21 protein-coding genes and 1 pseudogene are annotated in these 22,601 nt (G+C 71.9%); 12 read left to right on the forward strand and 10 right to left on the reverse strand.

The window, feature by feature from the left end; translation table 11 throughout:
• Nucleotides 1–2: 2 nt before the first annotated feature.
• Nucleotides 3–881, reverse strand: a complete 879-nt coding sequence (locus tag CRT23_RS20345) for an EthD domain-containing protein (RefSeq protein ID WP_103711519.1) — start codon at nt 879–881, stop codon at nt 3–5.
• A 26-nt stretch (nt 882–907) separates the two neighbouring features.
• Nucleotides 908–1,972 (reverse strand): SDR family oxidoreductase, encoded by a 1,065-nt coding sequence (locus CRT23_RS20350; protein WP_103711520.1) that lies wholly within the window; start codon nt 1,970–1,972, stop codon nt 908–910.
• Between the two features lie 134 nt (nt 1,973–2,106).
• Between CRT23_RS20350 and CRT23_RS20355 the strand changes: the two genes are divergently transcribed.
• The 4 genes from CRT23_RS20355 to CRT23_RS20370 all read left to right on the forward strand — a co-directional run bounded on the left by CRT23_RS20355 (nt 2,107) and on the right by CRT23_RS20370 (nt 5,094).
• Nucleotides 2,107–2,484 (forward strand): helix-turn-helix domain-containing protein, encoded by a 378-nt coding sequence (locus tag CRT23_RS20355; RefSeq protein ID WP_103711521.1) that lies wholly within the window; start codon nt 2,107–2,109, stop codon nt 2,482–2,484.
• Nucleotides 2,485–2,583: 99 nt separating this feature from the next.
• Entirely contained in the window at nt 2,584–3,585 is a 1,002-nt protein-coding gene (locus CRT23_RS20360) for an asparaginase (protein WP_103711540.1), read from the forward strand.
• 538 nt (nt 3,586–4,123) lie between these two features.
• Nucleotides 4,124–4,396: a hypothetical protein gene (locus tag CRT23_RS20365; protein ID WP_055957026.1), complete on the forward strand. Its 273-nt coding sequence runs from the start codon at nt 4,124–4,126 to the stop codon at nt 4,394–4,396.
• A gap of 74 nt (nt 4,397–4,470) precedes the next feature.
• Entirely contained in the window at nt 4,471–5,094 is a 624-nt protein-coding gene (locus tag CRT23_RS20370) for a Fe-S cluster assembly protein HesB (protein WP_103711541.1), read from the forward strand.
• On the opposite strand, the gene CRT23_RS20375 is transcribed toward CRT23_RS20370, so the two are convergent.
• Nucleotides 5,095–6,684 (reverse strand): amidase family protein, encoded by a 1,590-nt coding sequence (locus CRT23_RS20375; RefSeq protein ID WP_103711522.1) that lies wholly within the window; start codon nt 6,682–6,684, stop codon nt 5,095–5,097. It lies immediately after the preceding gene.
• A 141-nt stretch (nt 6,685–6,825) separates the two neighbouring features.
• On the opposite strand from CRT23_RS20375, the gene CRT23_RS20380 reads away from it, so the two are divergent.
• Complete coding sequence (locus tag CRT23_RS20380; RefSeq protein WP_103711523.1) at nt 6,826–7,764, forward strand: glyoxylate/hydroxypyruvate reductase A; 939 nt, start codon at nt 6,826–6,828, stop codon at nt 7,762–7,764.
• Nucleotides 7,765–7,960: 196 nt separating this feature from the next.
• Entirely contained in the window at nt 7,961–8,209 is a 249-nt protein-coding gene (locus CRT23_RS20385; RefSeq protein ID WP_103711524.1) for a hypothetical protein, read from the forward strand.
• Nucleotides 8,210–8,346: 137 nt separating this feature from the next.
• Here CRT23_RS20385 and CRT23_RS20390 read toward each other — a convergent pair whose 3' ends face one another.
• The gene (locus tag CRT23_RS20390; RefSeq protein ID WP_210202095.1) at nt 8,347–9,681 is read right to left on the reverse strand and encodes an MFS transporter; all 1,335 of its coding nucleotides are present in this window, start codon (nt 9,679–9,681) and stop codon (nt 8,347–8,349) included.
• 89 nt (nt 9,682–9,770) lie between these two features.
• On the opposite strand from CRT23_RS20390, the gene CRT23_RS20395 reads away from it, so the two are divergent.
• A complete protein-coding gene (locus CRT23_RS20395) occupies nt 9,771–10,631 on the forward strand; it encodes a transporter substrate-binding domain-containing protein (RefSeq protein WP_245436436.1) in 861 nt (286 codons plus the stop codon).
• Between the two features lie 14 nt (nt 10,632–10,645).
• Here the strand turns inward: CRT23_RS20395 and CRT23_RS20400 are convergent, their stop codons facing one another.
• Genes CRT23_RS20400 through CRT23_RS20410 form a run of 3 tightly spaced genes read right to left on the reverse strand, consistent with a single transcriptional unit; the run spans nt 10,646 to nt 13,671 of the window.
• Nucleotides 10,646–11,527 carry an amidohydrolase family protein gene (locus CRT23_RS20400; RefSeq protein ID WP_245436438.1) on the reverse strand — a complete coding sequence of 294 codons (882 nt, stop codon included), beginning with the start codon at nt 11,525–11,527 and terminating at the stop codon, nt 10,646–10,648.
• A 38-nt stretch (nt 11,528–11,565) separates the two neighbouring features.
• A complete protein-coding gene (locus CRT23_RS20405; RefSeq protein ID WP_103711526.1) occupies nt 11,566–12,876 on the reverse strand; it encodes an MFS transporter in 1,311 nt (436 codons plus the stop codon).
• A 60-nt stretch (nt 12,877–12,936) separates the two neighbouring features.
• On the reverse strand, nt 12,937–13,671 hold the full coding sequence (locus tag CRT23_RS20410; RefSeq protein ID WP_103711527.1) for a GntR family transcriptional regulator: 735 nt from the start codon (nt 13,669–13,671) through the stop codon (nt 12,937–12,939).
• A gap of 183 nt (nt 13,672–13,854) precedes the next feature.
• On the opposite strand from CRT23_RS20410, the pseudogene CRT23_RS20415 reads away from it, so the two are divergent.
• The 5 genes and pseudogenes from CRT23_RS20415 to CRT23_RS20435 all read left to right on the forward strand — a co-directional run bounded on the left by CRT23_RS20415 (nt 13,855) and on the right by CRT23_RS20435 (nt 20,357).
• Nucleotides 13,855–14,676: pseudogene (locus tag CRT23_RS20415) on the forward strand (fumarylacetoacetate hydrolase family protein).
• A 91-nt stretch (nt 14,677–14,767) separates the two neighbouring features.
• Nucleotides 14,768–15,091 carry a hypothetical protein gene (locus tag CRT23_RS20420; protein ID WP_103711528.1) on the forward strand — a complete coding sequence of 108 codons (324 nt, stop codon included), beginning with the start codon at nt 14,768–14,770 and terminating at the stop codon, nt 15,089–15,091.
• A gap of 110 nt (nt 15,092–15,201) precedes the next feature.
• On the forward strand, nt 15,202–16,920 hold the full coding sequence (locus CRT23_RS20425; RefSeq protein WP_103711529.1) for an NAD(P)H-dependent oxidoreductase subunit E: 1,719 nt from the start codon (nt 15,202–15,204) through the stop codon (nt 16,918–16,920).
• 283 nt (nt 16,921–17,203) lie between these two features.
• The gene (gene fdhF, locus CRT23_RS20430) at nt 17,204–19,975 is read left to right on the forward strand and encodes a formate dehydrogenase subunit alpha (RefSeq protein WP_103711544.1); all 2,772 of its coding nucleotides are present in this window, start codon (nt 17,204–17,206) and stop codon (nt 19,973–19,975) included.
• Between the two features lie 169 nt (nt 19,976–20,144).
• Nucleotides 20,145–20,357, forward strand: coding sequence for a hypothetical protein (locus CRT23_RS20435; protein WP_103711530.1), 213 nt, complete (start codon nt 20,145–20,147; stop codon nt 20,355–20,357).
• Between the two features lie 16 nt (nt 20,358–20,373).
• On the opposite strand, the gene CRT23_RS20440 is transcribed toward CRT23_RS20435, so the two are convergent.
• From CRT23_RS20440 to CRT23_RS20450, 3 genes are read right to left on the reverse strand one after another with little or no spacing between them, the layout of a single operon-like run.
• Entirely contained in the window at nt 20,374–21,168 is a 795-nt protein-coding gene (locus tag CRT23_RS20440) for an amino acid ABC transporter ATP-binding protein (RefSeq protein WP_103711531.1), read from the reverse strand.
• Complete coding sequence (locus CRT23_RS20445) at nt 21,165–21,821, reverse strand: amino acid ABC transporter permease (protein ID WP_103711532.1); 657 nt, start codon at nt 21,819–21,821, stop codon at nt 21,165–21,167. The genes CRT23_RS20440 and CRT23_RS20445 overlap by 4 nt, the downstream gene beginning before the upstream one ends.
• 9 nt (nt 21,822–21,830) lie before the next feature.
• Nucleotides 21,831–22,493 carry an amino acid ABC transporter permease gene (locus CRT23_RS20450; RefSeq protein ID WP_103711533.1) on the reverse strand — a complete coding sequence of 221 codons (663 nt, stop codon included), beginning with the start codon at nt 22,491–22,493 and terminating at the stop codon, nt 21,831–21,833.
• Between the last annotated feature and the right edge of the window lie 108 nt (nt 22,494–22,601).

Here is a 22,601-nt window from a genome sequence, read left to right on the forward strand (position 1 = left end):
AGTTAATCTTCGACGTCGTTGAGGGAGTCGAAGGACAGGACCGAAATTCCGTCGATCCTGGAGCCCTCGGGATCGGCCTGGGTCGACCCGAACGGATGCAGCTGGGCATAGCGGCGAACGTACCGCGCGGTCGCTTTCTGGGCGCAGACCAGGTCGGCCTGGGCCCCGAGCCAGGCCTCCTGGAACGCGGTGCGGGAGAGGTGCGCCCGGCGTCGGTGGATCTTCACGAGGCTGACCGGGTCGCGGTGGCGCGCGCTCGGGATGAGTATGTATTCCCGCGCCACCTCGCGGGTGACCATGCGAAAGGCGGTCCGCTCGTCCGCGACGATGCGGGCCGCGTACTGCTCCTGGCCGAGCACCGCCGCGATGTCGTCGGTCTCCGCGTAGGCGATGTAGGCGAAGCCGTCGAAGCTCGGGCGCCGGTAGGCCGGCACCCGCGCGGCCGGATCGGACACCAGCCTGCCCTCGGCCTCCACCATCGCCCGGTAGGGCGGCCGGAAGCCGGAGGATGGCCCGGATGCGACCCGGTGGACCTGGTCGTAGCGCAGCACGCGGTCGTTCTGGGTTCCGGGCTCCGCGTAGGCGAATTTGGGCCCGTGCACCTTCCGCCAGTACGCGTCCCAGTGCTCGAAGGCGAGGTTGGGATCGGGCTCCAGCGCCACGGCCTCGGGATGGCGGTCGGGGCGCATCGCCGACCGCCCGTCCCGGCCGACATTCGATCCCGGGTCGCGCGGGCGCCGCTCCAGGGGGGAGTCGTCGCTGCGCGAGACGAAGGTCGGGGTGACGATCAGGGGCCTCGTCGTCGCGCGGGTGGCTGCTCCGTGGGGCGGCCGCTGCAGCATGTCCGAGCGGGCGAGGTCCGGGGCGGTCCGGTCTGTCATGCGGGCTCCTTCGCCGGGGGCGGATGTCACGGAATGACCCGCTCGGCCCGCAGGCGTGCGAACAGGTCGAAGAACGCGTCGTCGGTGGCCTGGTAGTCGAGGAAGCCGAGGCGCCGGCTCTTGCTCATGTCGGTGACGACCTCGATCGGCCGGCCGAGATCCGCATCCGTGTGCCAGGCCGAGGCGAGGCGTCCGAGATCGGTCTCCTTGAGGCCGTGCCGGGCCGCGAGCTCGGCCCAGAGCGGGGCGGCCCCGTCCATCTGCTGCTCCAGGGGGAGGATCGCGCCGTCGAAGGGCGCCGGCTCCACGCCGAACCAGTCGGCGATCCGGCCCCACATCCAGCTCCAGCGGAAGACGTCGCCGTTGACGATGTTGAAGGCCTCGTTGCGGGCCGCCGGCGTGGTCGCGGCCCAGGCGAGCTGGCGCGCGAGAATGCGCGCATCCGTCATGTCGGTGAGCCCGTTCCACTGGGCGGCCGAGCCCGGGAAGCGGAACGGGCGGCCGGTCTCGCGGCAGAGCGTGGCGTAGACCGCCAGGGTCACGCCCATGTTCATGGCGTTGCCGAGCGCGTAGCCGATGATGGTGTGGGGCCGGTGCACGCTCCAGCCGAAGCCGTCCCGCGCCGCGGCGGCGAAGACCTCGTCCTCCTGCGCATAGTAGAAGTTCTCGACGTCGAGGCGGCCCTGGTCCTCGCGGAACGGCGTGGCCGGCAGCGTGCCCTTCCCGTAGGCCTCGAACGGTCCGAGATAGTGCTTGAGGCCGGTGACCAGGCCGACATGGTCCACGCCCCCGTTCGGCCGCAGGGCGTCGAGGAGGTTGCGCACCATCGCGCCGTTGACGCGGATGTTCTCGGCCTCCGTCTCCTGGCGCAGCCAGGTCGTGATGAAGACGTCGGTGGGGCGGACGTCCGCCAGCGCGCCGCGCAGGCTCTCGGGGTCGAGGAGGTCGGCGGCCACCGGGGTCACGCCGGCGATGTCGGCCGGCGGGCGCCGGGCGAGGCCGGCCACGGACCAGCCCTCCGCGACGAGGTGGCGGGCGAGGTTGTTGCCGACGATGCCGCTGACGCCGGCGATGAGGGCCGTCCTGGTCATGGAAGTCTCCGTCCTGGTCATGGAAGTCTCTGGCTTGATCTGACGACCGACCTATGGAGACAGTCCGCCCCTGACCAGACGGCACCGATTGGGGTCCTAGGCACCCAACGGTACCCACCCAGGGGGCAACGACCATGGAGAGGCTGAGCGCGGACGAGGCCTGGCGCGAGGACTGCGCGCCGCGCCGGGTGCTCGAACTGTTCGCGACCAAGTGGACCAGCATGGTGCTGCACACCCTGCACGCCCGCCATGCCGGCCGGGCCCGCACCGGTATCCTCCAGCGCAGCCTGCCGGGCATCTCGAAGAAGATGCTGACCCAGACCCTGCGGGACATGGAGTCGAGCGGGCTCCTGACCCGGCACGTGGCCGGCACGGTACCGCCCGCGGTGGAGTATCGCCTCACCCCCCTCGGCGGCCGCTTCGTCGAGCCGGTGGAGCTTCTCTACGCCTGGGGTCGGGCCAATGCCGATGCCCTCGACGACCTGAAGCCCCGTCCGACCTCCCGCCGCTGACGGGCGAGGCCCGCTCCGGCAAGTCTCCTGCATGGGGGCCCGCCCGGGCGCCCCACGGGGGCCCGCCGATGCGCGCAGGTGGACGGAGACGACGACACGATGGCGACACGATCCAAGGTGGCCTTCATCGGCACGGGCGGGACGATCTCGTCCCTCGGCTGGGATTCCCTCGACGTCCTCGACTACACCGCCACCGGGCAACGCCTCGCGGCCGACGCGATCCTCGAGCGGGTGCCCGAGGCGGGCCGCGTCGCCGAGGTGATCGCGGTACCGTTCCGCGCGGTGCCGAGCCCCGCCATCGGCTTCGCCGAGTGGCGCGCCCTCGCCGCCCTCTGCGCGGAGCTCGCCGAGGCCCATCCCGACCTTGCCGGCATCGTCATCGGGCACGGCACCGCGACCCTGGAGGAGACCGCCTACGCCCTCGGCCTGACCCTGACGGTGGCCTGCCCGGTCGTCCTCGTCGGGGCCCAGCGCCCGATCAGCGCCCTGTCGAGCGACGCCGGGCTCAACCTCGTCGCGGCCCTGCGGGTCGCCGCCGACCCGGCCTCGCGCGGGCGCGGGGTGCTGGTGGTGCTCAACGACGAGATCCAGGCGGCCCGCGAGGTGACGAAGACCTCGGTCGGCCGGCTGCAGACCTTCCGCACGCCGGACTTCGGCGTCCTCGGCCACGTCGACGGACCGCATGTGCGCTACTACCGCCGCCCCGAGCGCCGGCATGCCCCGGATACGCCGTTCGCCTTGGACGGGCTGGCCGCCCTGCCCCGGGTCGACGTCGCCTACGCCTATGCCGACGCGGACGGCACCGCCGTGCGCGCCTTCGTGGCGGCCGGCGCGCTGGGCATCGTCTCGGCGGGCCTCGCCCCCGGCATGACGCCCCCGGGCGAGGCCGACGCCCTGGCCGAGGCGGTGGCCGCCGGGGTGGTGGTGGTCCAGTCCACCCGCGCCGGCAGCGGCGTGGTGCCGGTCACGACGCGCCTGCGCGAGCGGGGCATCCTCAGCGCCGACAACCTGACGCCGCAGAAGGCGCGGATCCTGCTCGCGTTGGCGCTGACCCGCAGCCGCGATCCGGTCGAGATCGCCGCGATGTTCGCGACGTACTGAGTTCGGTGGTGCGCCGCTCGACGGCCGCGGATGTCACGCGGGGCACGCCCATCCCGATCTCTGGATCGGCCGAGCGGCCGGTTCGACGGTAGGGCACGTCCCTCTCCCCGCGCGGGGCGAGCTCAGGCGTGGGATGGTTCCGCAAGCCTCCGTCCATGGCGGACGGCTCAGCCACCCGCACCTCCAACCCTCTCCCCCTCAGGCTCGACAGCTCTCGGGCAGGCCCGAGCTCCGCCGGGGCGGAGCGCTACGCCTTTCCGCATGACCAGGAGAGCGTCCGTGAGAGGCGCGGGGAAGAACGGCGCGTTCCTGCCCGGCCGCCTCGTTCCCGGCCACGCCAGACACCCTGATGCCGATGGGGCGAGGTAGCCAGGAAGACTTGCGAACCGACATCGGCGCGCCCGCTGAAACCTCGCGCTCCCGCGCCTCTTCCAATGAATTCTGCGACCTTTCGGCGTCTCGGCCGTTGATGGGACATGCCGAACCGGTCGCGACGGCGTGACCGGCCATCCGAAACCATCGACGCGAGGTTCCTTTCATGAAGTCATTCGTCATCGCCACCGCCCTGCTGCTCACCCCCGTCGCCCTCGCGGGCACTGCGCAGGCCCAGGGCACCATCCGGGGCGCCGAGCGTGGCGTCGAGGACGGCAACCGTGCAGCCGGCCCGATCGGCGGCGTGGTGGGCGGCGCCGTCGGCGCGGCCACCGGTACGGTCGGCGGGGTCCTCGGTGTCGATCCGGATCGTCGCGACGACCGCATCGAGCGTCGCGAGGAGCGCACCACGATCACGCGCGAGCGCCGCGACCGCTAAGCCGACCGCCTCGGCCCCTTCGTGGGGCCGAGGCCTTTTCCTGTCCGTTCGCTCCGTCCCCGCCGGACCGCATGATGTCCGACCCTGAACCGCACCTGCACCTCCTGGCCACCGCCCGGGGGTTGTCGGCGTCGCTTCACGACGCCCTCGCGCATCTCGGGCCGGTGCCGATCGATCCGCCGACCCACGCCCATGTCGCGGACCGCCTCGCCCTGGAAGTCGTGAACCAGCAACTCTCGACCCGTGCCGCAGCGGCGATCTGGGCCCGCGTCGAGGACGCGGCACGCCTGCGGAACGGGGTACCCCGCGACCTCTTCGTCGAAGCGCATGCAGAGACCCTGCGCGGCTGCGGGCTCTCCGGCGCCAAGGTGCGGGCCGTGCAGGCCATCCGCGCCGCGGACGAGGCGGGCCTGTTCGGTCCCACCCTTGCCACCCTGCCCCACCCGGAACGCGCGGCGATCCTGCGCAGCATCAAGGGCGTGGGACAGTGGACGGCCGACATGATCGGCATCTTCCACTATCACGACCCGGACATCTGGCCGGCCGGCGACGTCGCCGCCGTCGGCAGCCTCCGACGCCTGACGGGCTGCACCGACACGCAGGCGTTCACCCAGCCCTTCGCACCCTATCGCTCCCACCTCGCCCGCGCGATGTGGCGGGTACGGGACCTCGTGCCGGCCCCGACCCTCGTGGCCTGATCAGCGCGCCTCGAGCGGCGGCGTGCTCGCCGGCAGACGACGCAGGTTGGTCGCCTGCTCGAAGGCGTAGGCGAGGCCGAGGAGCTTCGCCTCGCTCCAGGGCTGACCGAGCAGGTCCATGCCGACCGGCACGCCCGCGGGCGCGGTGGCGCTGGCCTCGGAGAACCCCGCCGGGACGTCGATGGCCGGGTAGCCCGTCAGCCCCGCGACGATCCCGTTGCGATCCGCCTGGTTGAGTTCGCCGATGGGCACCACCAGCCGCTTCTGCAGCGGGTAGACCAGGGCGTCGAGCTTTTGGGCCGCGAAGACCTCGGCGACATGGGCCTTGAAGGCGGCGATCCGCCCGAGACGGGCCTTGTACTCGGGCTCGGCCATGCCGTCCTGGCGCGCCTCGGCGGCCTTGAGGAACGGCTCCAGAGCGGCGCGGTGGAACTGGCCCAAGGCCAGGATGCCGGCGAGGTCCTTGTGCGGCGCATTGGGGATCGAGGCCAGATAGCCGTTCATCAGCGCCTTGTACTCGTAGGTCTGGACGTCGTCCTCGCGGTTGAGGGCGTCGGCCTCGAAGGCCGGGTCGTCGATCCGCACCAGGGTGGCGCCCGCTGCCTCCAGGGCATCGAGGGCGGTCTGCATGACGCGGTTGACCTCCGCATGCTCCGGCTTGGTCCCGAACAGGACCCGAACGACGCCGAGGCGCGCGCCCTTGAGGGCGTCGGGCTTCAGCGCAGCGGCGTAGCTCGGCGCGACCTTGCCGGCGGCTGCGGCGGTGAGGGGATCGGCCGGGTCGGTACCGGCCATGGCCTGCAGCAGGGCCGCCGCATCCGCCACCGTGCGGGTGATCGGCCCGATGGCGTCCTGCGTCTTCGAGACCGGCATGATGCCCGCGAGACTGATCAGCCCCTGGGTGACGCGCAGGCCCACGAGGTTGTTGGCCGAGGCGGGCGAGCGGATCGAATTCACGGTGTCGCTGCCGAGCCCCCCGAGGGCGAAGCCGGCGGCCATGCCCGCGCCGACGCCGCCGCTGGAGCCGCCGGGGGTACGGGTCAGGTCGTAGGGGTTGCGGACCTGGCCGCCCAGCGAACTCACCGAGACCCCGCCGAGGGCGAGCTCCTGCATGTTCGCCTTGGCCAGCACGATGGCGCCGGCGGCGCGCAGGCGCGCCACCGCGGTGGCATCCTGCGCCGGCTGCGCTCCCGCGAGGGCGGCCGAGCCGCCGGTGGTCGGCAATTCGGCGGTGTCGTAATTGTCCTTCAGCAGCAGGGGCACGCAGCCGAGGGGCTTGGCCGCGCCCGCTGCCCGGTCCGCGTCGTAGGCCTCGGCCTGCGCCAGGGCCCGCGGGTTCAGCGCCCGGATCGCCGCGAGCTTCGGGCCGGCCTGATCGTAGGCGGCGATGCGGTCGAGATAGCCCTGGACCAGGCCGCGGCAGGTGATCCGCCCGGAGGCGAGGGCCTCGCGGACCCCGGCGATCGTCGAGTCCTCGACCCGGAAGGGGGCCGGAGCCGGGGCCTGTGCCGCGACGGGGTCGGCCTGGACAAGGACGGCGCCGGCGAGAGCGACGAGGCAGGCGGATCTGGCGAAGGCGATCGGGGGCATGGCATTCCGGTGCTGATCGAGACGGCCCGCGATCAGGCAGGCTTCGGACCGCGATGGTCAAGCCGCTGCGTTGACGCCGGGCCGATCGCGGGTGATCCCGTCGCCGGACGATGCGCGCCGGCCCCGAGGAGATCCGAATCCATGCCCTCCCCCCTCCTTCTCGTCACCAGCCTTCCGACCGCGGAAGAGGCAGCCTGGCGCGAGGCCCTGGGCGCAGCCATGCCGGGGGAGCGAATCGCGTCCGTCTCCGACGGTGCCCCGGTGGGCGCGGCGGAGATCGCCATCGTGGCGAACCCGCCGCTGGGGTCCCTCGCGGGCCTGCCGAACCTGCGCTGGATCCAGAGCCTCTGGGCCGGCGTCGACCGTCTCGTCCTCGACGACACGCTGCCCGAGGTGCCCGTGCGGCGCCTCATCGACCCGACCCTGGCGCGCGCCATGGCGGAGGCGGTGGCGGCGGCGGTCCTGCACCTGCACCGCGACTTCCCGCTCTATGCCGCGCAGCAGCGCGCGGGGACGTGGCGCCAGCACCCGGTCCGCCCGGCCGGTGAGCGCCGCGTGACGATCCTCGGCCTCGGCGAGATGGGACGAGCCGCGGCCGACCTCCTGCACGCCCTCGGCTTTCCCGTCCGGGGCTGGAGCCGGTCCGGCACCGCGCACGGGGCGATTCCGGTCGCGAGCGGCGCGGACGGCTTCGCGCAGAGCCTCGCGACGGCCGACATCCTGGTCAACCTCCTGCCCCTGACCCCCGACACCCGCGGCATCCTGAAGACCGACGCGTTCCGCCAGCTGCCGCCGGGCGCCGCCCTGGTCAATTTCGGGCGCGGCGCGCACGTCGTCGAGGACGATCTCCTCGCGGCCCTGGCGACGGGCGCCCTCGGCCACGCGATCCTCGACGTGTTCCCGGAGGAGCCCCTGCCGCCGGATCACCGCCTCTGGACCCATCCGGCGATCACGATCCTGCCCCACGTCGCGGCTCCGACGCACATGGCCTCGGCCGCCGCGCTCGTCGCCGAGGCGGTGGCGGAGTTCCGCCGCACGGGCCGTGCGCCGGCGGGGATCGACCGGACGCGCGGCTACTGACAGGCTGCGCATCCCGGTCACGCGCATCAGCCGCGGACTCGCCCGGAGACCGGGGGCCCGCAGCCCCGCGACAGGGCCGCGCCGCGGGGCGGGACGCTGACATGCTTCGTCACAGGGGCGGCACGGGCGAGACAAACGGCTTGGCTATCTCCTGCTTCGAAGCGGCCCACGCCGCTTCGACCTTGGAGACAGACCGATGAAGACCACGATGTTCGCCCTCCTCACCGCCGGCCTGCTCGCGGCGGCCCCGGCCCTCGCCGTCGACGGACACGGCAACGCGTCGAACCCCGAGCAGGTGAAGCCGAACCTCGGCTCCGTCTCCGGCGGACCGAACCACAGCGACGATCCCCGGGTGCGGGAGGCGCAGGAGAAGGGTCCTGACGGCAAGCCGCTGCATTCCGACACGGACGGCCACGCCCACGGCCACAGCCAGGGCAAGAAGTAGTCCCGTCGGCCCGGCCGGCCCTAGGGTCTGTCAGGCTCATCCTGAGCCAGACAGACCCTCAATTCCGGTCTCGGCGTTTGTCTCTTCGGGATCACCGGTTCCGACCGATCCCCGACAAGCTCGAGGACACCCCCGCACTAGGACACTCCCGCCGCTTCCCGCAGGCCGACCCGCCTGCGGGCCGCGCGCCCGAGGGCCACCACCATGACGCTGCCGGAGGCCGTGAGGAACACCAGGGGCAGCAGCGCCAGGGGGAAGCTCCCGGTCGCGTCCTTGATGACGCCGAGGAGCCAGGTCGCGCTGCCGGTGCCGAGGTGGGACAGGGTGTTGATCGCCGCGATCCCGGCCCCGGCGGTGCCCGCCGAGAGCCACTCGGTGGCCAGTGCCCAGAACGGGCCTTTGATGGCGTAGTTGCCCATCAGGACGAGGCTGAGCAGCACCAGCGTCACCGTCAGCGAACTCGTCAGCGAGGTGGCGAGCAGGCAGGCGGCGGTGACGGCGAGCGGCAGCGCCGTGCTCCAGACCCGCTCCCCCGACCGGTCGGCCCGCAGGCCCCACAGGATCATGAACACCGAGGCGATGCCGAACGGGATCATGTTGAGGAAGCCCGTCTCGAGGTTCGACAGGCCGAACGACTTGAGGATCTGCGGCATCCACAGGGACAGGGCGTTGCTGGTGGCCGAGCTGCCGGAATAGATCAGTGCCAGGGCCCAGACGTACTTGTTCGACAGCACCTTCCACAGGGGCAGGTGGTCGGCCACCGGGCTCGCGCCGCCGCCGCGGTCAGCGGCGAGGCGGTCGGTGAGCCAGGCCCGCTCCCGGGGCGTCAGCCAGGCGGCGTCGGCCGGACGGCTCGGCAGCAGCGCCAGGGCGGCGAGGCCGAGGAGCACGGCCGGGACCGCCTCCATGAGGAACAGCCACTGCCAGCCCCGCAGGCCGGCGATGCCGTCCATCTGCAGCAGGGCGGCGGAGAGCGGCGAACCGAGGAAGCTCGAGAGCGGGATCGCCACCATGAAGGTGGCGACGATCCGGGCGCGGTAGGCCTTGGGGAACCAGTAGGTCAGGTACAGGATGACGCCCGGGAAGAACCCGGCCTCCGCCGCGCCGAGGAGGAAGCGGCCGAGATAGAACGTCCAGGGACCGGTCACGAAGGCCATCGCCGCCCCGACGAGGCCCCAGGTCACCATGATGCGGGCGATCCAGACCCGGGCGCCGAAGCGCTCCATGGCGATGTTGCTCGGCACCTCGAACAGCACGTAGGCGAGGAAGAACAGCCCGCCGCCGATGCCGAACATGGCCTGGCTCAGGCCGACATCCTCGTTCATGGTCAAGGCGGCGAAGCCGGCATTGACCCGGTCGATATAGGCGATGAAGTAGCAGAGGATCAGGAACGGCACGAGCCGGAGCCCGACCTTGCGCATGACCACCGCCTCGTCGGGCGGGGCGTCGGGCCGTACGGGAATGGCGTTCATCGTGGTGGCTCCGGGACAATCGGGGATCGGGTGGCCGGGGCGGATGCGCCGGCCCGGCGCCCCGCTGCGAGGGCCGGATGGACGGATGCGTGAAGACGGCCTTGCGGGACCGGCGCGGGCGGCGGCGGACGATCCTCGCCGCCCTGGGCCACATCGCCCTGCGCCTTACTGCCCTCGCGTTTTTCCTGTCGCCCCTGAAGGACACCGCCATGGCCCTCGACCCGACCTCCGCCCTGCCTGCCGCGATCGCCCCCACCGGGACGCTGCGGGCGGCGATCAACTACGGGAACCCGGTGCTGGCGCAGCGGGGCAGCGACGGCCAGCCGGCCGGCGTCTCGGCGGAGCTCGCCCGTGAACTCGGCCGCCGGCTCGGCCTGCCGGTGGCGTTCGAGACCTTCGACACGGCGGGCGCCGTCGTGGCGGCCCTCGGCGGCGCGCGAAGCTGGGACGTCGCCTTCCTGGCGATCGACCCGGAGCGGGGGCAGAGCATCGCGTTCAGCCCGCCCTACGTCATCATCGAGGGCGCCTACCTCGTCCGGGACGAGTCGCCTCTCACCGACAATGCAGAGGTCGACCGGCCGGGCATCCGCATCGCGGTCGGCCGCAACACGGCCTACGACCTCTATCTCGGGCGCCACCTCATGGCGGCCGAGCGCGTCTATGCGCCGACCTCGGCCGCGGCGCTGACCCTGTTCCTGCGCGACAGGCCCGAGGTCCTGGCCTCGGTGCGCCAGCCGCTGGAGACCTACGTGCGCGACCATGCCGGCCTGCGCATCCTGCCCGGCCGCTTCATGGTGATCGAGCAGGCCGTGGCGAGCCCGAAGGCGCGGCCCGGCGTCGCCGCGGCCCTGCGCGATTTCATCGAGGCCCAGAAGGCCTCGGGCTTCGTGGCCAGGGCCCTGGCGGCGAGCGGGCAGGCCGACGCGGTCGTCGCCCCGCCGGCGCCCTGAACGGCGCGCGTCCCTCACGTCGGGACCCGCCCGGCCGGCAGTCCGAACAGGGCCCGCGGCGTCTCCTGCAGGACGATGCGGCGCTCGGCCGGGTCGGGCAGCCAGCCGTCGAGCTGGGCCCGGACCCGGTCGTAGGAGGCGACCCCTTCGAACTGGGTGTGCGGCCAGTCGCTGCCCCAGACCAGGCGCTCCAGGCCGAGACCGTCCTTCAGCAGGGGCAGCGCCGCCCGGGCGATCCGTTCGCCGGTCTCGCCCGGCCCGTTGCGGTAGCTCCCCGACAGCTTGGCCCAGACCCGGCCCGTCCGCCCCGCCGAGAGGAGGTGCCGGAAGCCCGGATCGTCGATGCCGAGGGCGGGATCGGGCTTGCCGAAATGGTCGGCCACCACCCGCACGCCGCTGTCGAGGAGGGGCGGCAGCAGGCTCGGCCAGCGCCGGGCCTCGGCCTGGACCTCGACCTGCCAGCCGAGATCGGCCACGCTGCGCAGGAGCCGCTGCCAGGACGGCGCCGCGAAATCCGGGTCGGCGACACCGATCAGGTTGAGGCGGATGCCGACGATGCCCTGGGCGGCGAAGGCCTTCAGGGTCTCGGGCGGTCCGTCGGGGCGGACCACCGCGATGCCGCGCAGGCGCTGCGGCGCGCGGGCCAGGGCGTCGAGCAGGCCGCGATTGTCGTCGCCGTAGAAGCTCGGCTGGACCAGGACCGCCTGGGCGATGCCGTGCGCGTCGAGCACCGCGAGGTAGTCCTCGGGGGTGGCGTCGTAGCCGGGCGCGTAGCGGCGGGTATCGGCCAGGGGCCAGTCGCGCCGGAAGACATGGGCGTGGGTGTCGACCGCCTGCAGGGTCTCGGGCCCATCCTGCGCCGCCCCCCGCCGCGCCAGCACCGATCCGCCCACCATGGACAAGGCTCCCGTCTGAAAGAGGCGTCGCGTCAGGGTCATGGCGTGGCCTTCTGCGGCAGGCGCCGGCCGGCGGCCCCGGGGAGCGCGACGGCGCGCGGGGCGGCGGTCTCGCCGAGGTCCTTGGCGCGGGTCTCGGGCAGCATCAGCACCGCCAGCACCACGAGGCCGTAGCCGACGGCCGCATCGATCCCGATGGCGGCGCCGAGGCTCATGCGCTCGCTGAGATGGCCCACGAGGACGGGGAAGCCCGCCGAGACGATCCGGCCGGCATTGTAGCAGAAGCCCACACCGGTCCCCCGCAGGCCGCCGGGATAGAGCTCGGAGAACAGCGCCCCGAGCGAGGCCGGAATTCCGGCGGCGCAGAAGCCGAGGGGAAAGCCGAGGAACAGGGTCGCGGTGTCGCCGAAGGGCAGGAACACGTAGGCGAGCACCACCACCACGCAGGCGGCGGCGAAGAGCCCCACGGTCAGGCGCCGGCCGATCCGGTCGAGCAACGCGGCGGCCGCGAGGCAGCCGCAGAAGAACGCCACGATGATGACCGCGAGGTAGCCGCCGGTGCCGAGCACGGACAGGCCGCGCTCGGTGCGCAGGTAGGTCGGCAGCCAGCTCGTCACCGCGTAGTAGCCGCCATGGGCCCCGGTGCCGAGGAGGAGCCCGACCAGGGTGACGCGCAGGTGCTCCGGCGCGAAGATCGACAGGGCGGTCGTCAGGACGGAGGGGCGCGGACCGGCGCCGTGCGACGGCGCCGCCGGCACGACCCCGGGCTCGGGCACGTTCCGGCGCACCCAGACCACCAGGAGCGCCGGGGCGAGGCCGACGGCGAAGACCGCGCGCCAGGCGATGTCCGGCGGGAGCAGCGCCGCGGCCAGGGTGAACACGCCGACCGAGGCGCCCCAGCCCACGGCCCAGGAGCTCTGCACGCTGGCGAGCGCCTTGCCGCGATGCTGCGGCCGGATCGCCTCGCTCATCAGGGCGACGCCGGCGGCCCATTCGCCGCCGAAGCCGAGGCCCTGCAGCGCCTTGAGCACGAGCAGCTGGGTGTAGTCCTGCGCGAGCGCCGAGAGGCCGGTGGCGAGGGCGAACCACAGGATCATCGCCTGGAGGGCGCGGACCCGGCCGATGCGGTCCGAGATCGCCCCGCCGATCCAGCCGCCCAGCGCCGAGGCCACCAGGGTGACGCTGGTGATCAGCCCGGCCTCGGCCTTGCTGATCTGCCACAGGCCGAGGAGCGTCGGCACGACCAGCGAGAAGAGCTGGACGTCGAGGGCATCGAGGGCCCAGCCGCCGAAGCAGGCCCAGAACGTCTTGCGCTCCGTCGGCGTGCCGGAGCGGTACCAGTCCAACATGGCGGCGTTTCCTCATGCGCTCCGCTCTTCGAGGCGGGTTGCCGGGACGATGGTCGGGCGTCAGCGGATCTCGACGCGGTAGCGGAAGCGCTCGGCGGCGCCGTGGGAGCGGCGCCACTCGATCGGGTGCCGGTCGTAGCCCCGGGCGATGCGCTCGATCACCATGACGGGGGCGCCGGCCGGGAGGCCGAGGCGGGCGGCGAGTGCGGGCGAGGCGCCGGAGGCGGTCAGGGTCTCGTCGGCCATGGCCACGACCTCGCCGCACAGGCGCTCGTAGAGCGGGTAGAGCAGGTCGCCGAAAGCGTCCGGGGCGAGGTCTTCCAGGGGCGCGAACCGGTCCGGCGCCAGCCAGATCTCCTCGGCCAGCAGCGGCGTCGCCCCGTCGAGGCGCAGGCGCTCCAGGCGGAGGGCCGGCGCGCCGGGGGGCAGGCCGAGGGCTTCCGCCGCCTCGGTCGGGCACGGCGCCCGGCTGCGCGAGAGGATGCGGGCCTGGGGTACCGCCTGGCGCCCATCGCCATCCGTCAGGCGGAAGAAGCGGAACAGGGAGCGGTCGAGGGAGGGGCGGCGCACGAAGGTACCGCGGCCCTGGACCCGATCGAGGATGCCTTCGGCCACGAGAAGGTCGATGGCCTTGCGCACGGTCCCGACAGCGATGCCGGCCTCCCGCGACAGCTCCGCCTCCGTCGGGATCGCGTCGCCGGCCCGCCAGGAGCCGTCGACGATGCGAGCCACGATGACGTCCCGCAGCTGTTGGTAGCGCGACAACCGCGGATCGGCGTCAGCCAGGAGTGACATACAGTCCTCTATTCATCTATATGAATTATGAAGCATATACCCCTGCCGGCTGTCAACCACCCTGCAGGATCGCGCCGAGCGCCGTCCGGGCGGATCGCTCCCGGTCGCGGGACGCGCCGGGCCGCGGCGCGTTGGAAGGGACGCGCGACAGCGCGATCACGGCTCACCACGAGGCATCGGCTCATGACCACGAACAGACGCAACGCCCTCAGGGTCGCGGCAGCGGCCGCCGCCGGAAGCGCTCTCCTGTCCGGCCGGGCGACGGCCGAGGAAGCCGAGCCGGCCTCGGGCGGCGCCACGCCCCGGCCGCTGTTCGCCCTGCCCCAGGTGACGATCCCCATCGTCGGCAGCGCCGAGGTGTTCCCGGTGCGGCGGATCTACTGCATCGGGCGCAACTACGCCGCCCATGCCCGCGAGATGGGGTCGGACCCGACGCGCGAGCCGCCGTTCTTCTTCCAGAAGCCCACGGACGCGATCCAGGTCGTGCCCGTCGATCGGGTCGCCGACCATCCCTACCCGTCCCTGACCCGGAACTACCACCACGAGCTCGAACTGGTCGCCGCCCTCAGGTCGGGAGGCCGCAACATTCCGAAGGAGGCCGCCCTCGACCACGTCTACGCCTACGCGATCGGCCTCGACATGACCCGGCGCGACCTGCAACGCGGCATGGGCGACCAGTAGAAGCCCTGGGAGATCGGCAAGAGCTTCGACCACGCCGCGCCGATCGGCCCCCTGCATCCGGTCTCGGCCATCGGTCATCCGGAGCGCGGCGCGATCCGCCTCAGCGTTAACGGCAAGGTCCGCCAGGACGCCGACCTGTCGCAGATGATCTGGTCGGTGGCCGAGCAGATCGCCAACCTGTCCGAGGCCTTCGAGCTGAAGGCCGGCGACCTGATCTACTCGGGCACGCCGGAGAATGTCGGGCCGGTGGTGCCGGGCGACGTGCTCCTCGGACAGATCGCCGGCCTGCCGGACCTGTCGATCCGCATCACCGACCGGGCCTGACAGCCTGTCGTTGCCGCGATGACGACGTGGCGCGGCTGAATGGCCGCGCCGCGCGTTGATGCTCCGACACTCGCGACTTGGAGCCGCAGCGATGACAGAATCCCACACCTCTTCCACAGCCGATTGGGCCGAGATCGTCGCTCGGGGCTACGCCGACGAGGCGGCCCCGCCGCTGACGCCCGAGCTGCTGGACACGGTGCGGAACGCGTTGCGCGGGGCCGGCCTTGACCGTCCGCAGGCGGAATCCCTCGATGCGGCCGCCGTGGCGCGGGTGAACGAGGCCCTGGACGCGTTCGAGCTCGAGATCAACGCCGTGGTCGGCCCCCGCCTCGCCGCACTGCCGGCCGGTGCTCCACCGTCCTTCGTTCAGCGCTCGGAAGCCGGACGGCCGCTCCGTGCGTTCGGCGGCCAGTGACGCGCGACCAATTTCACTTCCGAATTTTTCTCATGTGCTGCTATGGGGAGGCCTATAAGAACACTGCGCAGAATCTGGTATTTTGAATACCAAAGGGGTAGGATGAACGCATGAGCGCGCATGACATCGGCGAGGTTCGCCGCTTCGAGCACCCTGGCAAGGGACGTAATCGGGCCAGGCCCGTTCCCAAGGGACGGCAGGTCGAGCCCGTGGCCAAGGTCGAGATCGAGCGCCTGCTGGGCGATCGGCCGCGGCAGCGCGACCTGCTGATCGAGCACCTGCACCTCGTCCAGGACACCTACGGGCAGATCAGCGCCGCTCACCTGGCGGCTCTGGCCGACGAGATGGGCCTAGCCTTCGCCGAGGTGTTCGAGACGGCGACGTTCTACGCGCATTTCGACGTGCTGAAGGATGGCGATGCCGACCTGCCGGCCCTCACCGTGCGCGTCTGCGACAGCCTCACCTGCGCGATGTTCGGCGCCGAGCCGCTGCTGGAAGCCCTGCGCGAGACCCTCGGCAGCGGGGTGCGCGTGGTGCGCGCGCCCTGCGTCGGGCTCTGCGACCATGCCCCGGCGGTCGAGGTCGGCCACAACTTCCTGCACAAGGCCGACGTCGCCAGCGTCACGGCGGCGGTCCAGGCCGGCGACACCCATGCCCACCTGCCGGCCTATCCCGACTACGACGCCTACCGGGCGGGCGGCGGCTACGCCGTCCTCGACCGGCTGCGCGCGGGCGAGCTCAGCATCGACGCCATCCTGCAGGTCCTCGACGACGGCGGCCTGCGCGGCCTCGGCGGCGCCGGCTTCCCCACCGGGCGCAAGTGGCGCTCGGTGCGCGGCGAGCCCGGTCCCCGCCTCATGGCGGTGAACGGTGACGAGGGCGAGCCCGGCACCTTCAAGGACCAGCTCTACCTCAACAAAGATCCGCACCGTTTCCTCGAGGGCATGCTGATCGGCGCCCACGTGGTGGAGGCGGCCGACGTCTACATCTACCTGCGCGACGAGTACCCGATCTCCCGCGAGATCCTGGCCCGCGAGATCGCCCGGCTTCCGGCCGGCGGCCCGCGCATCCATCTGCGCCGGGGCGCGGGCGCCTATATCTGCGGCGAGGAATCCTCGCTGATCGAGTCCCTGGAGGGCAAGCGCGGGCTGCCGCGGCACAAGCCGCCCTTCCCGTTCCAGGTCGGCCTGTTCAACCGCCCGACGCTCATCAACAACGTCGAGACCCTCTACTGGGTCAGGGACCTGGTCGAGAAGGGCGCGGAGTGGTGGAAGGGCCACGGCCGCAACGGCCGGGTCGGCCTGCGCTCCTACTCGGTCTCGGGCCGCGTGAAGGAGCCGGGCGTCAAGCTCGCCCCGGCCGGCCTCACCATCCGCGAGCTGATCGAGGAATATTGCGGTGGGATCAGCGACGGGCACAGCTTCGCCGCCTACCTGCCCGGCGGCGCCTCGGGCGGCATCCTGCCGGCCAGCATGGACGACATCCCGCTCGATTTCGGTACCCTCGAGAAATACGGCTGCTTCATCGGCTCGGCCGCCGTCATCGTGCTGTCGGACCAGGACGACGTGCGCGGCGCGGCCCTGAACCTGATGCGGTTCTTCGAGGACGAGTCCTGCGGACAGTGCACCCCCTGCCGCTCCGGTACGCAGAAGGCGCGCGTGATGATGGAGAACGACGTGTGGGACACCGATCTCCTCGGCGAACTCTCGCAGTGCATGCGCGACGCCTCGATCTGCGGCCTGGGCCAGGCGGCGTCGAACCCGCTCACCACCGTGATCAAGTACTTCCCGGACCTGTTCCCGTCGCCGCAGCGGATCGCGGCCGAATAGCGATCCGTCCCCGACCCGACGGTGCGGCTGCCCCCCTCGCGGCAGCGGCCCGACCCCGATTTTCCTGCGCCATGACTGGAGCGGAACCATGAGCAGCGGCACACAGAACAGTGGTCTCAGCGGAGCCCACGCCACCACCCCGACCGGCCCCCAGGATGCGGGCGGCAAGGCGGACGGCGCCAACCCGGGCGCCGGGAGCACCTATTCCGAGGGCACCCAGTCGGGCGGCCAGGCGGGTCCGGCCCCGAGCGGCACCTTCGGCCTCAAGGAGATGCCGGCCGGTATTCCGGGCGTGATCTTCGAGTTCGACGGGCAGCAGGTCGAGGCGGCCCCGGGCGAGACGATCTGGGCCGTCGCCCAGCGCCTTGGCACGCACATCCCCCACCTCTGCCACAAGCCCGCCCCGGGCTACCGGCCGGACGGCAATTGCCGCGCCTGCATGGTCGAGATCGAGGGCGAGCGCGTGCTCGCCGCCTCGTGCAAGCGGGTGCCGGGCGTCGGCATGAAGGTGAAGTCCGCCTCCGAGCGGGCGACCAAGGCCCGCGCCATGGTCATGGAGCTCCTCGTCGCCGACCAGCCGGCCCGGGAGATCTCGCACGATCCGACCTCGCATTTCTGGGCGCAGGCCGACCATGTCGAGGTCACCGAGAGCCGCTTCCCGGCCGCTCAGCGCTGGGAGGGCGACTGGAGCCACCCGGCCATGCGGGTGAACCTCGACGCCTGCATCCAGTGCAACCTCTGCGTCCGCGCCTGCCGCGAGGTCCAGGTCAACGACGTCATCGGCATGGCCTACCGCTCGGCCAGCGCCAAGCCGGTGTTCGACTTCGACGACCCGATGGGCCAGTCGACCTGCGTCGCCTGCGGCGAGTGCGTCCAGGCCTGCCCGACCGGCGCGCTGATGCCCGCGGCCTACCTCGACGACAGCCAGACCCGCACCGTCTATCCCGACCGCGAGGTGGATTCGCTCTGCCCCTATTGCGGCGTCGGCTGCCAGGTCTCCTACAAGGTCAAGGACAACAAGATCGTCTACGCCGAGGGGCGTGACGGACCGGCCAACCAGAACCGCCTCTGCGTGAAGGGCCGCTTCGGCTTCGACTACGTCCACCACCCCCACCGGCTGACCAAGCCCCTGATCCGCCTCGACAACGTGGCCAAGGACGCCAACGACCAAGTCGATCCGGCCAACCCCTGGACCCACTTCCGCGAGGCGACCTGGGACGAGGCGCTGGAGCGCGCCGCCGGCGGCCTCAAGCACATCCGCGACACGGTCGGCCGCAAGGCACTGGCGGGCTTCGGCTCGGCCAAGGGCTCGAACGAGGAGGCCTACCTCTTCCAGAAGCTGGTGCGCCTCGGCTTCGGCTCGAACAACGTCGACCACTGCACCCGGCTCTGCCACGCCTCCTCGGTGGCGGCCCTGATGGAGGGCCTGAATTCCGGCGCCGTCTCGGCTCCGTTCTCGGCGGCCCTCGATGCCGAGGTCATCGTCATCATCGGCGCCAACCCGACGGTGAACCACCCCGTGGCCGCGACCTTCATCAAGAACGCGGTCAAGGAGCGCGGCGCCAAGCTGATCATCATGGATCCGCGCAGGCAGGTCCTGTCCCGGCACGCCTACAAGCACCTCGCCTTCAAGCCGGGCTCCGACGTGGCGATGCTCAACGCAATGCTCAACGTCATCGTGACGGAGAAGCTCTACGACGAGCAGTACATCGCCGGGTACACCGAGAACTTCGAGGCCCTGAAGGAGCGCATCGTCGAGTTCACGCCGGAGAAGATGGCCCCGGTCTGCGGCATCGACGCGGAGACCCTGCGCGAAGTCGCGCGCCTCTACGCCCGCTCCCGGGCCTCGATCATCTTCTGGGGCATGGGCGTCAGCCAGCACGTCCACGGCACCGACAACTCGCGCTGCCTGATCGCGCTCGCCCTTACCACGGGCCAGATCGGCCGCCCCGGAACCGGCCTGCACCCGCTGCGCGGCCAGAACAACGTCCAGGGTGCCTCCGATGCCGGCCTGATCCCGATGGTCTATCCGGACTACCAGTCGGTGGAGAACGAGACCGTCCGCGACCTGTTCGAAACGTTCTGGGGCCAGTCCCTCGATCCGAAGAACGGCCTGACCGTGGTCGAGATCATGCGCGCCATCCACGCGGGCGAGATCAAGGGCATGTTCGTCGAGGGCGAGAACCCCGCGATGTCGGACCCCGACCTCAACCACGCCCGGCACGCCCTGGCGATGCTCGACCACCTCGTGGTGCAGGACCTGTTCCTGACCGAGACCGCCTTCCACGCCGACGTGGTGCTGCCGGCCTCCGCCTTCGCCGAGAAGGCGGGCAGCTTCACCAACACCGACCGGCGCGTGCAGATCGCCAAGCCCGTCGTGCCGCCGCCGGGCGACGCCCGCCAGGATTGGTGGATCCTGCAGGAGCTCGCCCGCCGCCTCGGCCTCGACTGGACCTATACGGGTCCGGCCGACATCTTCGCCGAGATGGCGCAGGTGATGCCCTCCCTGAAGAACATCACCTGGGAGCGGCTGGAGCGCGAGGGTGCCGTGACCTACCCGGTCGACGGTCCCGACCAGCCCGGCAACGAGATCATCTTCTACGCCGGCTTCCCGACGGCGAGCGGACGGGCCAAGATCGTTCCGGCCCACATCGTGCCGCCGGACGAGGTGCCCGACACCGAGTTCCCGATGGTGCTCTCCACCGGCCGCGTGCTGGAGCACTGGCACACCGGTTCGATGACCCGGCGCTCGGGCGTCCTCGACGCCCTGGAGCCGGAGGCGGTGGCCTTCATGGCGCCGCGGGAGCTCTACCGCCTCGGCCTCGAGCCCGGCGACACCATGCGCCTGGAGACCCGCCGCGGCGCGGTGGAGCTCAAGGTCCGGTCCGACCGCGACGTGCCGGTGGGCATGATCTTCATGCCGTTCTGCTACGCCGAGGCCGCCGCCAACCTCCTGACGAACCCGGCCCTCGATCCCATGGGCAAGATCCCGGAGTTCAAGTTCTGCGCCGCCCGGGTCGAGGCGGTCCGGCCGCGGCAGATCGCTGCCGAATAAGGCGGGCTTCACCGCACCACGCGACGGCCGGGGGCCGGAGGCGACGCTCCCCGGCGTCGCCTCCGGCCCCTCTTTTTGGAGGGTCGGGTCGGCATCCGCCTGGGGACAGTCCTGAACCGATGCGGAGGTTGGCCGTTGGTCCTCGTCCACCGCGATCCGAGGAGCTCCGATGTCCCCCAGCCCTGATTCCCATGCCGGAGAGTCGGTGGCCGTCACCTTCCGGGGCCGCGGCTTCGCCCGCCTGCGCGGCAAGACGCTGTCCGTGCTGGTCTGCCCCCGCTGCTCGCAGCGCAACGCGCCCAAGGTCGCCGACAAGGGCTACTGCCACTGGTGCGCCTACGAGCCCTCGCGCGAGGATATCGAGCCCGCCCAGGCGGCCTGAGCCGGGCCCCGCGCCCTCAGTCCTGCAGCGAGGACAGGAACTGGCGCAGCTCCGGGCTGCGCGGTGCGCCGAAGATCTCGGCCGGCGGCCCGATCTCGTGGACGAGCCCCTGGTGCATGAAGATCACCCGGTCGGCGACCTTGCGGGCAAAGCTCATCTCGTGGGTGACCATCAGCAAGGTCATGCCCTCCTCGGCGAGGGATTCCACGACGCGCAGGACCTCGCCGACCAGCTCCGGATCGAGGGCGCTGGTGATCTCGTCGCAGAGCAGGATCGCCGGGTCCATGGCCAGCGCCCGGGCGATCGCCACCCGCTGCTGCTGACCGCCGGAGAGCTTGTCCGGCATCGCGTCGAACTTCTCGGCGAGGCCGACCCGGGCGAGGAGCTGGCGGGCGCGGGCCGCGTTCTCCGGCCCCGGCCGCCGCTTCACGAGGTGCGGGGCCAGCATCACGTTGCGCCCGACCGAGAGGTGCGGGAACAGGTTGAAGTTCTGGAAGATCATGCCGACGCCCTGGCGCAGCTCCCGCATGGCCTTCGGGTTGTCGTGCAGGAGATGGCGGCCGTCGACGATCAGCGAGCCGTGCTGGAACACCTCCAGACCGTTGATGCAGCGCAGGAGCGTGCTCTTGCCCGAGCCGCTCTTGCCGATGATCGCCACCACCTCGCCCCGCGCCACGTCGAGGTCGATGCCCCGGAGCACCTCGTGCGTGCCGTAGGACTTGCGCAGGGCGGTGATGCGCAGGATCGGCGCACCGACCTGGGTGTGGGGCTGGCCCGCACCGGCCGGCGTCGCGTTCGGGGCGGCGCTCATGCGGGGGTCCTCATCGCGAGTTTCCTTTCGAGGAGGCGGGCGGAGAGGCTGATGGGAAAGCACAGCACGAAGTACAGCAGCGCGACGCAGCCATAGGTCAGCATCGGCTCGTAGGTGACGTTGGCGATCATCCCGCCCGCCTTGGTCAGCTCGACGAAGCCGATCACGGAGGCGAGCGCCGTGCCCTTCACCACCTGCACCAGGAAGCCGACCGTGGGCGCCACCGCGATCCGCAGGGCCTGGGGCAGGATGATGTGGCGGAACTGCTGGCCGAAGCTGAGGGCGAGGCTCGCCGAGGCCTCCCACTGCCCGCGCGGGATCGCCGCCACGCAGCCGCGCCAGATCTCCGTGAGGTAGGCCGAAGCGTAGAGCGTGAGGGCAACGCAGGCGGCGAGCCAGGCGGAGGTGTCGAACCCGACCGCCGCGAGGCCGAAATAGAGCAGGAACAGCTGCATCAGCAGCGGCGTCCCCTGGAACAGCTGGACGTAGGCGCCGACGGCGCGTCCGAGCCAGGGCCCGCCGGCGAGCCGGACGAGCAGCAGGCCGAGCCCGACCACCGCGCCGCCGAGAAACGCCGCGAGGGAGAGGGCCACGGTCCAGCGCGCCGCGAGGGCGAGGTTGCGCAGGATGTCCCAGAGGGTGAAGTCCGGCATGGCGATGTCCTAGCGGCCGAACAGGAAGCGCGGGCCGGCCCAGTTGAGCAGGGTCCGGACCAGGATCGCGAGGCCGAGATAGGCGAGCGTGCCGACGATGTAGGTCTCGAAGGCGGGGAAGTTGCGGCTCTGGATTAGGTTGGTGGCGTAGCTCAGCTCCTCGGTGGAGATCTGGCCGCAGACGGCCGAGCCGAGCATGACGATGGCGATCTGGCTGACGAGGGCCGGCCAGACCCTGCGCAGGGCCGGCGGCAGCACCACCCGGGTGAAGATCTGGGCCCGGGTGAGCGCGAGGCTCTCGGCCGCCTCGATCTGCCCGCGCGGCGTCGCCTCGATGCCCGCCCGCAGGATCTCGGTGGCGTAGGCCCCGAGATTGATCGTCATGGCCAGGATCGAGGCGGTCGCCGGCGACAGGCGGATGCCGATCTCCGGCAGGCCGAAGAAGATGAAGAACAGTTGCACGATGAAGGGCGTGTTGCGGATCAGCTCGACATAGGTCCCCACGAGCCAGCGCAGGGGCGCCGGCCCACCGGAGCGCGCCCAGGCGCAGGCGATCGCCAGGGCGGCGCCCAGGAGCGTCGCCACGGCGGTGAGGCCCACGGTCCAGGCCGCGCCCCGCAGGAGCAGCGGCCACTGGACCAGGATACTCGTGAAATCGAGCTGCAGCGGCATGGTGGTGGGGGGCGCCTTGGTGGCGGAGGGAGTTTTGGTGGCGGAGCGACCCGGCGGGCAGCGTTCGCCGAGCGGCCCGCGCCAGGGCGGACCGCTCGGCGCGGCGGA

This window comes from Methylobacterium sp. V23 (assembly GCF_002917135.1).
Taxonomy (GTDB): domain Bacteria; phylum Pseudomonadota; class Alphaproteobacteria; order Rhizobiales; family Beijerinckiaceae; genus Methylobacterium.